This window comes from Micromonospora sp. NPDC007220, assembly GCF_040634035.1.
GTDB classification, from domain to species: Bacteria; Actinomycetota; Actinomycetes; order Mycobacteriales; family Micromonosporaceae; genus Micromonospora; species Micromonospora reichwaldensis.
In genome coordinates this window covers 913,322-926,812 of record NZ_JBEYEU010000001.1, presented here as the reverse complement: position 1 = coordinate 926,812, position 13,491 = coordinate 913,322, and the positions used below count along the sequence as shown (strand labels likewise).

Below are 13,491 nucleotides of genomic sequence, written 5' to 3'. Positions count from 1 at the left end.
CCCGCCGTCCCGGCCGGGCACGGTGGCCGGCTCCCGGCACTGACCGCCGGCTGTCCCCGCTGTCCCGCCGGGCGTGACATTTCCCGGCCGGCGGGCAGCTTCCGCCCGAAGTTACCGACGGGTTAACGTTGGTTCATGCCGACTGAGTCGTCCCGCGACGCCGTCATCGTCGCCACCGCCCGCTCCCCCATCGGCCGGGCACACAAGGGTTCCCTGCGCGACGTCCGCCCGGACGACCTCGCCGCGACCATCGTGCGGGCCGCCCTGGACAAGGTTCCCCAGCTCGACCCGACCGAGATCGACGACCTCTACCTGGGGTGCGGTCTGCCCGGCGGCGAGCAGGGCTTCAACATGGCCCGGGTGGTCGCCACCCTGATGGGCCTGGACACCCTGCCCGGCGCGACGCTCACCCGCTACTGCGCGTCGTCGCTGCAGACCACCCGGATGGCGATGCACGCGATCCGGGCCGGCGAGGGCGACGTGTTCGTCTCCGCCGGCGTGGAGACCGTCTCCCGGTACGCCCGCGGCAACTCCGACGGGCTGCCGAAGGAGGCGCAGGCGCTGGTCGGCGGCGGCTGGGAGAACCCGCGCTTCGCCGCCGCGGCCGAGCGTTCCAAGGCCCGCGCGCAGGGCGGGGCCCCGGTCTGGACCGACCCGCGCGAGGCCGGCGAGCTGCCGGACATCTACCTGACCATGGGGCAGACCGCCGAGAACCTGGCCCAGGTGTACGACGTGACCCGCGCCGACATGGACGAGTTCGGCGTACGCAGCCAGAACCTCGCCGAGAAGGCCATCGCCGACGGCTTCTGGGCCCGGGAGATCACCCCGGTCACCACGCCGGACGGCACGGTGGTCGGCACTGACGACGGCCCGCGCGCCGGGGTCACCCTGGAGGGCGTCTCCGGGCTGAAGCCGGTGTTCCGTCCGGACGGTCGCATCACCGCCGGCAACTGCTGCCCGCTGAACGACGGCGCCGCCGCCGTGGTGATCATGAGCGCCCAGCGGGCCAGGGACCTCGGCATCACGCCGCTGGCCCGGATCGTCTCCACCGGCGTGACCGCCCTCTCGCCGGAGATCATGGGCCTCGGCCCGGTCGAGGCCACCCGGCAGGCGCTCAAGCGGGCCGGCATGACCATCGACGACGTCGACCTGGTGGAGATCAACGAGGCGTTCGCCGCGCAGGTGATCCCCTCGTACCGCCAGCTCGGCATCCCGCTCGAGAAGCTGAACGTCGCCGGTGGCGCGATCGCCGTTGGGCACCCGTTCGGCATGACCGGCGCCCGGATCACCGGCACCCTGCTCAACGCCCTGGACTGGCACGACAAGACGATCGGCCTGGAGACCATGTGCGTGGGCGGCGGCCAGGGCATGGCCATGGTCGTCGAGCGCCTGAGCTGAGCGGACGGCGCCACCACGGGCTGCCCGGCCGGGCGCCGGGGTCGTCCCGAGCGGACCTCGCCGCCCGGCCGGAGCCCGGACGCGGTCGTCGGTCATGGTGAATTCCGGCGGGCTGTGGGTCGCCGTCACCCTTAGAGAGCGTCGCGGGTTGCCGTCGCGCTAGAGAACGTCGCGGGTCGCCGTCACCTCGGCGGCGGCCCGCGCCAGCACCTCCGGCGGCGGGGCGGCGGCGACCAGGTCGGCGGCCACCACCCGGAGCTGGTCGGGCAGCGCCAGGTCGTTGTCGAGCCGGGGCACCGTCCGCCGGGGTCCGCCCTCGACGTCGGCGGCCAGGTTGGCGATCTCCTGCACCAGCCGGTGCACGAGATCGGCGCGGGACACGTTGCCACCGGCGGCTGTGGCCGCCCAGCGGGGCTGCTGCCAGTGCCCGACCTGGCGCACCAACAACTCCACCGCCCGCCCCAACTCCCCACCACCCACACCCAAAGTCTACGAACCCCCGCCCCGCCTCCCCGCCCCGCACCCCGACCCCGCCCTGCCCGCCCGGGTCCTGCCTGCCCTGGCCCCGCCCCGGCATGCCCTGGCCCCGCCCGGCCCCGCCCGGCCCCGGCCCGCCCTGCCCCGGCCCCGGCATGCCCCAGCCCAGCCCGCCCCAGCCCAGCCCGGTCCGGTCCGGTCCGGTCCGGTCCGTCGATCATGGACTTGTGGTGGGCGACTGAGGCGCTTTCGCCCCTTTCGCGGGGCACCACAACTGCATGATCGACGGCGAGAGGTGGGGGCAGGGCTGCGGGGCGGGAGGGTTGGGCGGGATCGGCGGCCAGGGTGGGGCGAGGGCCGGGCCCAGGGACGGTTCGCGCGGAGATCGGGGCGAGTGGGGGTGGGGGCGAGCGGGGTAGACGAGCGGGGGAGCGAGCGAGGGGTGGGGCGAGCGGGGTAGACGACGGCGCCCGCCCTCGCGGATGCGGGGGCGGGCACCGGTCGGTCGCGGGCGACTGTCAGTCGTCGCCTTGGAAGTAGCTCAGCAGGCGCAGGATCTCGATGTAGAGCCAGACCAGGCTGACCAGGATGCCGAAGGCGGCGACCCAGGAGTAGCGCTGGGGCAGCCCCATCCGGACGCCGTCCTCGACCTCCTTGAAGCTGAGCACGAAGCTCAGCGAGGCGACCACGATGCAGACCAGGCTGAACCCGATCGCCAGCGGGCTGCCGTCGCGCAGGCCGGTGTTCACGCCGAAGAGCGCGAACACGAGGTTGATCAGCATGACGGCGAAGAGACCCGCCATCACGGCGATCATGCCCTTGACGAACTTCGGGGTGGCCCGGATGACCTTCGCCTTGTAGAGCATGGCCATCACGAAGAAGACACCGAACGTGGCGGTCACCGCCTGGACCACGATGCCGTCGTAGAGCGAGTTGAAGAACTTGCTGACCATGCCGACGAAGACGCCCTCGACGACGGCGTACGCGACGACCAGCGCCGGGTTCGCCATCCGGGAGAACGAGATGATCAGGCCGAGGACCAGGCCGACCACCGCCGCGCCGATCCAGGCCGCGCCGAGCAGCGCATCGGGCACCAGCACCCAGGCGGCCGCGGCGGAGACGCCGAGGATGCCGAGGAGCGTGACGGTCTTGACCACCACGTCGTCGATCGACATGGTGTTGACGGTCGGCGGGGCCGCCGGGTAGCCGGCCTCCGTCGGGTACTGCTGTGGATAGCCGGGCTGTCCGTACGGCCCGGTCGGGGCGTACCCGGCGGAGCGCTCCCGCTCGGCCGCCTGGCCGAGCCGGGCGAGCACCGGGTTCGAAGTCTTCACTGTCAGGCCTCCCTCAGGGGGTCGTTGCACGTGAACGTGCACCCCCAAGAGTAAACGCCCAGGACAGTCCCGTGGAGATCGCCAAGCTGAGCGGAAGCTGAGAGTGCGGCGTGCCCGGGGCGGGGGTCGAACCCGCACGCCTTGCGGCAGCCGCTTTTAAGGCGGCCGTGTCTGCCGTTCCACCACCCGGGCGGGTGACACCGCGCGGGTCGACACGCGTGGTGCAGTGTCACGGTAGCGGGTCGGCGGCGACCCGGCGTACCCCGGCGGGCGGGTCGCACTAGGGTCGAGACCGTGAGCAGCGCAGCCCCCACGGCCCCCGACGCCGTCCCTGACCAGGCTGTCCTCGCCGTCGACCGGCCGTCCCGCCGGCTCCGGCCGGCGCGCCTGCTGACCGCCGTCCACCGTCGCCGGGCGGACGTCACCGTCGTGCTGCTCTTCGTGGCGCTGGCCGGCTGGCTCACCCACGGGCTCTGGCCCGACCCGGCGGCCCGGGTCCTGGCGCTCAACCCGGAGGACCAGGCCCTCTACGAGTGGTTCCTCGCCGTCGACTCGCGGGCGCTGCTCGGCGACTTCGACCTGCTCACCGGGCGGCTCAACGCGCCGGACGGGGTCAACCTGATGACCAACACCACGGTCATCGCGCTCGGGGTGCTCCTGGCCCCGGTGACCCTGTCGTTCGGCGCGCCGGTGACCTTCGCCCTGCTGGCCATGGCGAACCTGGCCGGCACCGCGATCGCCTGGTACCTGCTCTTCACCCGGGTCCTGCGCGCCCGCCGGCTCGCCGCCGCGCTCGGGGCGGCGCTCTGCGGGTTCGGCCCGGGGATGGTCTCGCAGTCCAACAGCCACCTGCACATGACCGCGCAGTGGCTGGTGCCGTTGATCGTCTGGCTGGTGGTCCGCATGCTGCGGGCCGCCGACCCGGCGGGCACCGCCGACGGGCCGGACCGCCGGCGGGTGGTCAGCTCGGCCGTCGGCCTGGCGGCGGCGGTCACCGCGCAGGTCTTCGTCGGCGAGGAGGTGCTCTTCCTCTGCGCGATCACGCTGCTGGTGATGGCGGTCACCTACGCGGTGGCGGACCGGAACCTGGCCCGCCGCGCCCTGCCCGGCTTCGCCGCCGGGATGATGCTCGCCGCCGGGCTGGCCCTGGTCGTACTGGCCTGGCCGCTGTGGTTCCAGTTCGCCGGCCCGCAGGGCGTCTCGGACGGCATGTTCAGCCCGCACTACTTCTCGGCGGACCTGCGCAGCTGGTGGACCGTCTCGCCGCTGTCGATCGCGGGCGGCGACGGGGCTGCCCGGCTGACCACCGGGCCGGCCGAGTACAACACCTTCCTCGGGCTGCCCCTGCTGCTGGTCGCCGCCGCCTGCGCGCTCTGGCTGGGCCGCCGCCCGCTGGTCACCGCGTGCGTGGTCGGCACGCTCGTCACGGGGGCGCTGTCGCTCGGTCCCCGGGTGGTCGTCGACGGCGAACGCACCGCCGTCCCGGGCCCGTACGCCCTGCTCTCGGGGCTGCCCGTGGTGGACGGTGCGCTGCCGATGCGGTTCGCCCTCGCGGTGCTCCCGCTCATCGCCACGCTGCTGGTGCTGGCGGTCGACCGGGCGCTGCGCGGCACCGGCCTGGCCCGCCGCCTGGTGCCGGCGGCGGTCGGCGTGGCGCTGCTGCCGCTGCTGCCGACCCCGCTGCCCACCGCCGAGCGCCCGCCGCTGCCCGAGTTCGTGACCGGCGGGCACTGGCGCCAGTGCGTCGAGCCGGGCGGAGTGCTGGTGCCGGTGCCGCTCGCCACGCCCAAGCAACCATGGCCGATGCGCTGGGCGACCGCCGCCGACGCGGCGTTCGGCATGCCGGAGGGCTTCTTCATCGGCCCTTACGGTCGCGGCGGCACGGCGGCGATGGGCACCTACGCGCAGCCCACGTCGGCCCTGCTGGCCGAGGTCGGCAGGCGCGGCGGGCAACCCGTCATCGGGGACGAACAGCGCCGGCAGGCCGCGGAGGACGCGGAGTTCTGGGGCGCCTCCTGCGTGGCGCTGGCCGACGGCACCCCGCACGCCGACAGCCTTCGCGGCACGCTGGAGCAGCTCTACGGCCCCGCCACCCGAATCGCCGACGCCTGGACCTGGCGCGTCTGACCCGCACCCGCTGAACGCGCGAAAAGCCCCCTCCGCCGCAGGCGGAGAGGGCTTCGCGTGCTCCGTCAGGCGCGGCCGGCGCCGACCGGCTGGGACGCCTCGGCGAACTCCTCGCGCGGATCGTGCAGCTGGCCGAGGGCGACCACCTCGCGCTTCAGGAAGAACGCCAGCGACCAGTCGACCACGACCCGGACCTTGCGGTTCAACGACGGGATCCGGCTCATGTGGTACGTCCGGTGCATGAACCACGCCGGCCAGCCGGTCATCTTGATCCCGTACACCTGGGCCACGCCCTTGTGCAGGCCGAGGCTGGCGACGCTGCCGGCGTGCTTGTGCTTGTACTCCACCGGCTCCCGGCCACGGACGACGTTGACGATGTTGTCGGCCATCCGGGCGGCCTGGCGGACCGCGTGCTGGGCGCTCGGCGAGCAGTAGTTGCCCGGCTCCTTGGTCAGGTCCGGCACGGCCGCGCAGTCACCGGCGCTCCAGGCGCCGTCGACCACCCGGTCGCCGTCGACCACCTGGAGGGTCGGCAGGCAGGTGACCCGCCGCCGCTCGTCGCGCGGGAAGTCCGTCGCGTCCAGCATCGGCGACGGCTTCACGCCGGCCGTCCAGACGATGGTGTCGGAGCGGAAGCTGTCGCCGTCGGAGAGCTTCACCACCCCGTCGAGGCAGGACTCCAGGCGGGTGTCCAGCCGGATGTCCATGTTCCGCTTGAGCAGCTGCTGCACCGTGTAGGCGCCCATGTCCCGGTCGACCTCGGGCAGCACCCGTTGGGTCGCCTCGACCAGCACCCAGCGCATGTCCTCGGGCTTGAGCTCCGGGTAGTACTTCAGGGCGTCCCGGGCCATGTCCTCCATCTCGGCGAGCGCCTCGATGCCGGCGTACCCGCCGCCGACGAAGGTGAAGGTCAGCGCCGACCGGCGGACGGCCGGGTCCGGCGTGGCGGCGGCCACGTCGAGCCGGTCCAGCACGTGGTTGCGCAGGTAGATGGCCTCGCCGATGGTCTTGAAGCCGATGCCCTGCTCGTGCAGGCCGGGGATCGGCAGCGTCCGGGAGACCGAACCCGGGGCGACGACCACGTGGTCGTACGGGATCTCCCGGGTGGGGCCGCTGATGGGCTGCACCACGGCGGTCTTGCGGTGGTGGTCGATCCGGGTCACCGCGCCCGCCACCACCTTGCACCGCCGCAACTCCCGCCGCAGCGGCACCACGGAGTGCCGGGGCGAGATGTTGCCGGCCGCCGCCTCGGGCAGGAACGGCTGGTAGGTCATGTGGGGCTGAGGGTCCACCACGACGACCTCGGCCTCACGGGAGCTGAGCTTCTTCGACAGGCGCAGGGCCGCGTAGAGACCGACGTGCCCGGCACCCACCACAAGGATCCGCTTCGGGTTCACGTCATCTATCTTTCCCCGCGCGGCCCGGCTAATCCCGCTCGCGCCCCTTCTCTGTGACGGAGCACAACCCCTGTGACCTGCATGACTACCCCGAAAAAGGGCTGTCACCTGCGGCGCAGCAGCCACCCCAGCAACGCCGCCACCGCCACCGCCACGAGCAGACCGACCACCGTCGCCGCCTGGTGTCCAGCGTCACCACCGAGCCTGCCGACCTCGACCAGCAGGACGCCGAGGACGAAGGTGGCCAGCAGCACCGCACCGGCCCGGGCCAGCCACCGCACGATCAGGTTCGGGTCGACCACCGCGTCGTACGGCAGCACGGCGGCCAGCGCGCAGAGGGTGTGGGTGAGGTAGAGCACCGCCGCCACGGCGAGCAGCCGCCAGAGGGCGATCGGCCGGCCGTACCCGTCGGTGGCCATCAGCCAGCCGCCGACCGTGACCAGCGCCGCGAAGGTCGGCCAGAGCCGGCGCGGCCCGACCGCCGGCAGGACCGCCACCGCCACGAGGGCGAGCAGCGGCCGCCCGAGCAGCACCTGCGACGGGTACGCGAGCAGCAGGCCGACCAGCACGGTGAGGAAGATGCCAGCGCGCACCAGCAGCGGCGTCAGGCTGATCCGGGCGGCGGCGTACCGCAACGCCCTGGCCCGTTCGGTGACCGCGCTCACCGGGCCCGCCTTTCGTTCGCGACTGCGGGACTCCGCTGCGCTACATTCCTCGCGCTCACCGGGCCACCCTCGGGGCGGTCGCCAGGCGGGCCACGTCCCGCAGCACCTCGTCGAGGCTGCCCGCGCCGGCCCACCGCACCACCGGCACGCCGTGCTCCCGCAGCTGCCCGATCATGGTGTCCCGGTCCAGCCGCCACAGCCGGTACGCCACCTCGGCCCAGCCCCGGTCCTTCGGCGGGGTGAGGTCCGCCGGCAGGGTGTCCACCGCGACCACGAACCGCCCGGAGCGGGCCAGCCGGGCCAGCATCTGCGCCGACCGCTCGTCGAGCAGCGGGGTGAGGACCACCACCAGCGCGTCCGCCGACAGCAACTGCGGCCCGAACACCTGGTCGTACGGCTCGTGCGGGGAGTGCTCCGCCCGCACCTCCAGCAGCCACTCCAGGACCGTGAGGTACTGCCGGCGGCCGGCGGCGGGACGCAGCCGGCGGGCGGCCGGGCCGTACTCGAGCATCGACACCCGGTCGCCCCGGTGCAGGTAGTGCTCGGCGATCGCGGCGGCGGCCCGGACTGTGGTGTCCAGCACGGAGGCGGCCCCGGACACCCCACCCGAACGGCCCGCCTCGGCGAGCACGTCGAGCAGCAGCACCACCTCGGCGTCGCGGTCGGAGAGGGTGGCCGCCACGTGCAGTTGCCGGGCCCGCAGCGACACCCGCCAGTCGACCCGGCGCAGCCGGTCGCCCGGGGCGAAGACCCGTACGCCGGCCAGTTCGCCGCCCTCGCCGGGCCGGCGCGAGTGGTGCGCGCCGACCAGGCCGGCGGCCCGGGGCATCGCCTCGACGGCGTCGAACGGCTCGGTCCTCGGGTAGACCCGCAACCGGGACGGCTCGGCGATCACGGCGCGGGAGACCAGCAGTCCCTGCGCGGCGGCCGCCCGGGCGCCCGCCGGGCCGATGGGGTGCCGGCCCCAGCGCAGCGCCGTGCCGGTCAGCTCCAGGTCCACGGCCGCCGCCGTCGGGACGGCGGTCACGAACGGCCGGTCGGCGACGGACGGGGCGACGGCCGAAGCCGCCCCGGACGCGGTGGTCGCCCCGGCGATCGTCACCTGCTGCACCCGCAGCCACGGCGAGACCCGGCTGCGCACCACCGCCACGTCGTAGTCGATCAGGTCCGGGTTGCCGACGGTGACCGTGCCGGTCAGCTCGCCGCCCTCGACCAGGTGCCCCTCGTCGGCGGAGATCCAGATCTGCGGCAGGGCGGTCGGCCGACGGCGCAGCGCGTACGCGGTGCCCAGCGCGAACGGGGCGGCCAGCACGACCAGGTCCACCCGGCCGAGCAGCACCCCCGCGATCAGCAGCAGCCCGGTGAGGAGCACCGCCCGGCCGAGCGCCCACGTGGGCACCCAGCCGGTCGCGGGCTCCGGCTCCTGCGGCGGCGACTCTCGGGGCGACACGGCGGGCGCGACCATCAGTGCCCGGCGGCGTAGCTGGGCAGCGCGCCGCTGGCGGGGGCCGGGGTCGCCTCCAGCACCTCGCCGACCACGAAGGACGGATCGACGCGGCGCAGCCACATTTCCGGCCGCAGCGTGATCCGGTGTGCCAGGGCGGGCGCCGCGACCTCCTTGACGTCCTCCGGGACGACGTAGTCGCGCCCGGCCATGACGGCCCGTACGCGGGACAGCAGCAGCAGCGCCAGCGAGCCGCGCGGCGAGGCGCCGACCAGCACCGACGGGTGTTCCCGGGTGGCGGCGGTCAGCGCGACGATGTAGCGGCCGACGGAGTCCTCCACGACCACGTCCTCCAGCGCGGCCTGCATGGCGCGCAGGGTCGCCGCGTCGACCACCGGCTTGATGTCCGCCTCCTCGCGGCGGCGGGACATCCGCCGGCGCAGCACCTCCCACTCCTCCTCGGCTTCGGGGTAGCCGAAGGAGACCCGGAGCAGGAACCGGTCGAGCTGCGCCTCCGGCAGCGGGTACGTGCCCTCGTACTCGATGGGGTTGGCGGTGGCCAGCACGTGGAACGGCTCGTCCAGCTTGTACGTCACGCCCTCCACCGAGACCTGCTTCTCCTGCATCGCCTCCAGCAGGGCCGACTGGGTCTTCGGCGGGGTCCGGTTGATCTCGTCGGCGAGGAGCAGGTTGGTGAAGACCGGCCCGGCCCGGAACGAGAAGTCGCCGCTGCGCTGGTCGTACAGGAACGAACCGGTCACGTCGGCGGGCAGCAGGTCGGGGGTGAACTGGAGCCGGCGGAAGTCCAGCCCGAGCGCCTGGGCGAAGGACCGCGCGGTCAGCGTCTTGCCGAGGCCCGGCAGGTCCTCCAGCAGCACGTGGCCGCCGGCCAGGATGCCGGCGAGCACCAGTTCCAGCGCGTCCCGCTTGCCGACGACGACCTGACCGACCGCCTCCAGCACCGACCGGGCGAGGGGGCCGACCTCGGCGGCGGGCATGCTGCGGTCCACGTCGTTCATCACAGTCTCTCCAGTTCGGCGACGATCGCCGCGAGGTTGCGCGGCGACGGGGTGCGGCGAGGCGGGGTCTCCAGGAACTTCCACAGCTGGTCACCCAGCAGCACCCGGGCCCGGGCCGGATCCGACTCGCGGGTCACGCCGTGCCGCTGGCTCAGCCGCTCGTCGGCCAACTCCCCGAGCCGGGGCAGGATCACGGTGGTGAAGCGTTCGGGCCGGGTGGCCGACCAGTCCAGCGGCAGTTCCCAGCCGTTGATCGCGGTGCGCAGCGCGTCCCTGGCGCCCCAGTTCCAGGTGCCGTCGTCGTCGGAGACGGGGGCCCGACCGCCGCCGCGGGGCGGGGGCGGGGGCGTGAGGGCGGCGACGACGCGACGCACCACGAACAGCGCGACCACCCCGGCCACGAGGATCGGCAGCGAGACCCGCAGGCCCACCAGGCGCAGGCCGGCGACCAGCACGATCACGACGGCCGCGACACCGGCCAGGGGACGGAGCACCCGACCGACCCGCCCGCCCCGCCGGGGCTCGGCGCGTGCCGGTCGCTCGTCCTCGACGCTCAGCAGGTCGTCGATGCTGGTGCTGCTCACGGCGTCACCTCGCCACGTCGGGCGGGCGCCGGCCGCGCCCCGGTCACGCCGGTGGGTGCCCCGGTCACGCCGGCACCTCCGTGTCGTCGGCGACCACGACGGTCAACTCGCCGCGCAGCCGGCGCAGCGCCGCCCGGGCCTGGTCGCGGGTGCGCTCGTCGACCTCACGGGTGGCGTAGCGGGCCTCGCGGTAGACGTGGGCGAACTCGGCCAGCACGTCGGCGCTGGCGATGGCCGGGATGCCCACCGACGGGTCGCCCCGCAGCAGCCGGGTGACCAGGTCGGTGGGGGTGTCGCCGGCCAGCCGGGGCACGCCGGCCCCGGCGGCGGCCTGCTCCAGGCGCACCCAGCAGGCGATCACCGCCGTACGCGGATCGGTGTCGCGGTCGTCCAACTCCTCCAGGCCGGCGTCGAGGGCGGCGGCCACCTCGCGGGCGGTGCCCTCGGGTGTCCGCCGGGACCGCTGCGTTGGCAGCGCCCGGGTGGTGCGGCGTATCGCGCCCCGGACCAACGTCCAGGTGAGATAGCCGAAGACGACGAGGATCGCCAGCCCGAGCAGTACGATGGCGACGGTGGCGATCCACTGCGGGATCGACGCCTGGGTGGCCTGGCCGGCGTCCCTTGGTTCGACGGGGATCGACTCGGCCGGCTCGGCGCTCGGATATTCCGGCACGTACGGGATGCTGTCGGCGGCGGGCGGGATCCGACTGGCGCCGATCGACGAGTGGGCGGACGAGAACGCGGCGACGGCCAGCAGGAGCACCACCGCCGCGACCGGCCACCACCTGCGCAGGGCGCTGAATTCCATCGAGGGCTACCTCCGGGTCGCCGGGGCGTGTCCCACGACTCGACGCGTTCCGTCCGTCATCGCCACCGCCCCCACGCCTCAGTCCGCCCCGGCCAGTTGCTTCGCCCGGGCGAACACATCGTCCAGCATCCCTGGTGTCAGCCGCCCGGTGAAGGTGTTCTGCTGGCTGACGTGGTAGCAGCCGAGCAGCGCCGGTGCGCCCGTGCCGGACCAGTGTGCCCCATGGCCGAACGCCGGTCGCGGGCTGGGCGGGCGCAGACCGTACACCTGGCGCAGCACCGGCCACCACGAGGCCCAGGCGAACGCTCCCAGCGCGACCACGACGCGCAGGGTGGGCCGGATCAGCGCCACCTCGCGGTGCAGCCACGGCGCGCACGTGTCCCGTTCCTCGGGGGTGGGCTTGTTGTCCGGCGGGGCGCAGCGCACGGCGGAGAAGATCCGCAGGTCGCGCAGGGCCAGCCCGTCGTCGGCGGCGACGCTGGTCGGCTGGTTGGCCAGCCCGGCCCGGTGCAACGCGGCGAACAGGACGTCGCCGGACCGGTCGCCGGTGAAGATGCGGCCCGTGCGGTTGCCGCCGTGCGCGGCGGGCGCCAGTCCGAGGATGGCGATGCGCGCGTCGGGGACGCCGAAGCCGGGCACCGGCCGGCCCCAGTACTCCTGGTCCCGGAAGGCCGCCCGGCGGACGCGGGCCACCTCCTCGCGCCACCGCACCAGCCGCGGGCAGGCGAAGCAGTCGCTGACGGCGGCGTCGAGGTCGGCCAGGCCGGTCGCCCGCGCGGCGCGGGCGACCACCTCGTCGGGCGTACGGGGCTCAGCCAAGCTTGGCCCGGAAGAGTTCGAGGGTGCGGGCCCAGGCGGTGGCGGCGGCGCGCTGGTCGAAGTTCTCCGGCCGGTCCTCGTTGAAGAAGGCGTGCGAGGTGCCGGGGTAGTCGTGGACCTGGCAGGTGCCGCCGGAGGTCTCGATGGCGCGGCGGACGGTGCGTACGCCGTCGGCAGCGGAGGTGCCGTCCTCTTCGGAGCAGTGGATGAGCGCCGCCTTGCCCGCGTAGTCGGGCCACTCGGGGCGCATCCCGTCCCACGGCAGTCGGGGGTAGAAGGCGGTGGTGGCGACGATCCGCTCGGACCGGGTCGCCGCCCAGAGGGCCAGGCTCGCCCCGGCGCAGAAGCCCGCACAGCCCACCTTGCCGGCGACCTCGGGCCGGCTGGCGAGGTAGTCGGCCGCGCCGGCGATGTCCGCCGCCGCCTCGTCCATCTGCTGGCTGTTCAGCATCTGCCGGGGCTCACTCGGCTTGCTGGCCGGGCCGCCGTGGCGGAAGTCCGGGGCGAGGGCGACGAAACCGGCCTCGGCGAAGCGGTCCACGACCGCCCGGACGTGCGGCACCAGGCCCCACCAGTCCTGGATGACGATGACCGCAGGGCTGGTCGCACCGCCGGAGGGTATCGCGAGATACCCCTCGCCCGTCCCCCCGTTGCCGCGGTAGCTCACCATCTCGCCCATCGGCCGTCCTCCTAGCGGTCAGTCATCGTTGGCTGGTCGCACAGTGTTGCTACGTGTCGGTAGCCTGCCACGCCGTGAGCGCCCCGGGGAAGACGCCGGAACAGTGGCATACACCTCCTGTCTACGCCCTAGCCACGGACGCCGACGGCGGCGCGGACGATGTCCGCGCCGCCGTCGGCGGTCCTGTCGTGCCGGGGGATCAGGCCTTCTTCGTCAGGCACAGCAGGTAGCCGGTCTTGCCCGGCTCGATGCTGTAGTAGACGTAGCCCTCCTGGCCCTCCTTGATGTACTGCCCGCACGCCTCGCCGGAGCGGGCCTGCGCCTGGGTCTGCCCGTCGACACGGCCGACCACGTTGTAGACGGCGTCGGTGGAGGTGCACTCGACGACCTTCGCGCCGTCGACCTTCTCCTCCTTGGTGCCGGTCACCTCGGGCAGCTCGGCGATGCAGTCGCCGACCTTGGCCTCAGCGGTCTCGTCCTTGTTGAAGAAGTTGCCGATCGCCGAGCCGATGCCGAACTTGAGGCCCGCGACGACCAGGAACACGACGATCGCGCCCACGATGCCGAGCAGCTTCTTGGAACCGGACTTCTCGGCCTGGGGCTCCGCCGGGGGCGGCGCCTGGACGGCCGACGGGGGCTGGGCGGCGTCCGGCGCGGGGGGCGGTGCGACCTGCTCTGACACGCGTTTTCCTTCCGGGGGGTGAGTGAGCAGACGACACCGTAGCGACCGGGACCGACAG

General features: G+C 74.0%; 13 protein-coding genes and 1 tRNA gene. 2 read left to right on the top strand and 12 right to left on the bottom strand.

Annotation, left to right across the window (positions count from 1 at the left end; genetic code table 11):
- Positions 1-135 precede the first annotated feature (135 nt).
- Positions 136-1,398 carry an acetyl-CoA C-acetyltransferase gene (locus tag ABZ573_RS04490; RefSeq protein WP_132233460.1) on the top strand — a complete coding sequence of 421 codons (1,263 nt, stop codon included), beginning with the start codon at positions 136-138 and terminating at the stop codon, positions 1,396-1,398.
- A 159-nt stretch (positions 1,399-1,557) separates the two neighbouring features.
- On the opposite strand, the gene ABZ573_RS04485 is transcribed toward ABZ573_RS04490, so the two are convergent.
- The 3 genes from ABZ573_RS04485 to ABZ573_RS04475 all read right to left on the bottom strand — a co-directional run bounded on the left by ABZ573_RS04485 (position 1,558) and on the right by ABZ573_RS04475 (position 3,401).
- Positions 1,558-1,878 (bottom strand): hypothetical protein, encoded by a 321-nt coding sequence (locus tag ABZ573_RS04485; protein WP_358115524.1) that lies wholly within the window; start codon positions 1,876-1,878, stop codon positions 1,558-1,560.
- Positions 1,879-2,393: 515 nt separating this feature from the next.
- The gene (locus ABZ573_RS04480) at positions 2,394-3,209 is read right to left on the bottom strand and encodes a Bax inhibitor-1/YccA family protein (RefSeq protein ID WP_121396533.1); all 816 of its coding nucleotides are present in this window, start codon (positions 3,207-3,209) and stop codon (positions 2,394-2,396) included.
- Positions 3,210-3,320: 111 nt separating this feature from the next.
- Positions 3,321-3,401 (bottom strand) — tRNA-Leu (locus ABZ573_RS04475).
- Between the two features lie 102 nt (positions 3,402-3,503).
- Between ABZ573_RS04475 and ABZ573_RS04470 the strand changes: the two genes are divergently transcribed.
- Positions 3,504-5,336 carry a hypothetical protein gene (locus tag ABZ573_RS04470; protein WP_151457020.1) on the top strand — a complete coding sequence of 611 codons (1,833 nt, stop codon included), beginning with the start codon at positions 3,504-3,506 and terminating at the stop codon, positions 5,334-5,336.
- Between the two features lie 65 nt (positions 5,337-5,401).
- Here ABZ573_RS04470 and ABZ573_RS04465 read toward each other — a convergent pair whose 3' ends face one another.
- From ABZ573_RS04465 to ABZ573_RS04425, 9 genes are all read right to left on the bottom strand, one after another.
- On the bottom strand, positions 5,402-6,733 hold the full coding sequence (locus ABZ573_RS04465) for an NAD(P)/FAD-dependent oxidoreductase (RefSeq protein ID WP_151457019.1): 1,332 nt from the start codon (positions 6,731-6,733) through the stop codon (positions 5,402-5,404).
- A 104-nt stretch (positions 6,734-6,837) separates the two neighbouring features.
- Positions 6,838-7,398 (bottom strand): hypothetical protein, encoded by a 561-nt coding sequence (locus tag ABZ573_RS04460; protein ID WP_151457018.1) that lies wholly within the window; start codon positions 7,396-7,398, stop codon positions 6,838-6,840.
- Positions 7,399-7,453: 55 nt separating this feature from the next.
- Complete coding sequence (locus tag ABZ573_RS04455) at positions 7,454-8,848, bottom strand: DUF58 domain-containing protein (RefSeq protein WP_358115519.1); 1,395 nt, start codon at positions 8,846-8,848, stop codon at positions 7,454-7,456.
- A gap of 14 nt (positions 8,849-8,862) precedes the next feature.
- A complete protein-coding gene (locus ABZ573_RS04450; protein WP_151457016.1) occupies positions 8,863-9,861 on the bottom strand; it encodes a MoxR family ATPase in 999 nt (332 codons plus the stop codon).
- The gene (locus tag ABZ573_RS04445) at positions 9,861-10,445 is read right to left on the bottom strand and encodes a hypothetical protein (RefSeq protein WP_327030510.1); all 585 of its coding nucleotides are present in this window, start codon (positions 10,443-10,445) and stop codon (positions 9,861-9,863) included. Before ABZ573_RS04445 ends, ABZ573_RS04450 begins: the two co-directional genes overlap by 1 nt.
- A gap of 64 nt (positions 10,446-10,509) precedes the next feature.
- Complete coding sequence (locus ABZ573_RS04440) at positions 10,510-11,253, bottom strand: DUF4129 domain-containing protein (protein WP_151457707.1); 744 nt, start codon at positions 11,251-11,253, stop codon at positions 10,510-10,512.
- 78 nt (positions 11,254-11,331) lie between these two features.
- Positions 11,332-12,045: a uracil-DNA glycosylase gene (locus tag ABZ573_RS04435; protein ID WP_151457709.1), complete on the bottom strand. Its 714-nt coding sequence runs from the start codon at positions 12,043-12,045 to the stop codon at positions 11,332-11,334.
- A 19-nt stretch (positions 12,046-12,064) separates the two neighbouring features.
- The gene (locus ABZ573_RS04430) at positions 12,065-12,751 is read right to left on the bottom strand and encodes a dienelactone hydrolase family protein (protein WP_358115514.1); all 687 of its coding nucleotides are present in this window, start codon (positions 12,749-12,751) and stop codon (positions 12,065-12,067) included.
- A gap of 199 nt (positions 12,752-12,950) precedes the next feature.
- Complete coding sequence (locus ABZ573_RS04425) at positions 12,951-13,433, bottom strand: hypothetical protein (protein ID WP_327030509.1); 483 nt, start codon at positions 13,431-13,433, stop codon at positions 12,951-12,953.
- Positions 13,434-13,491 lie beyond the last annotated feature (58 nt).

Bases quoted from the DNA above. Each gene is read 5' to 3' on its own strand.
- ABZ573_RS04490 (WP_132233460.1), top strand. From the start codon at position 136: ATGCCGACTGAGTCGTCCCGCGACGCCGTCATCGTCGCCACCGCCCGC.
- ABZ573_RS04450 (WP_151457016.1), bottom strand. From the start codon at position 9,861: ATGAACGACGTGGACCGCAGCATGCCCGCCGCCGAGGTCGGCCCCCTC.
- ABZ573_RS04440 (WP_151457707.1), bottom strand. From the start codon at position 11,253: ATGGAATTCAGCGCCCTGCGCAGGTGGTGGCCGGTCGCGGCGGTGGTG.
- ABZ573_RS04430 (WP_358115514.1), bottom strand. From the start codon at position 12,751: ATGGGCGAGATGGTGAGCTACCGCGGCAACGGGGGGACGGGCGAGGGG.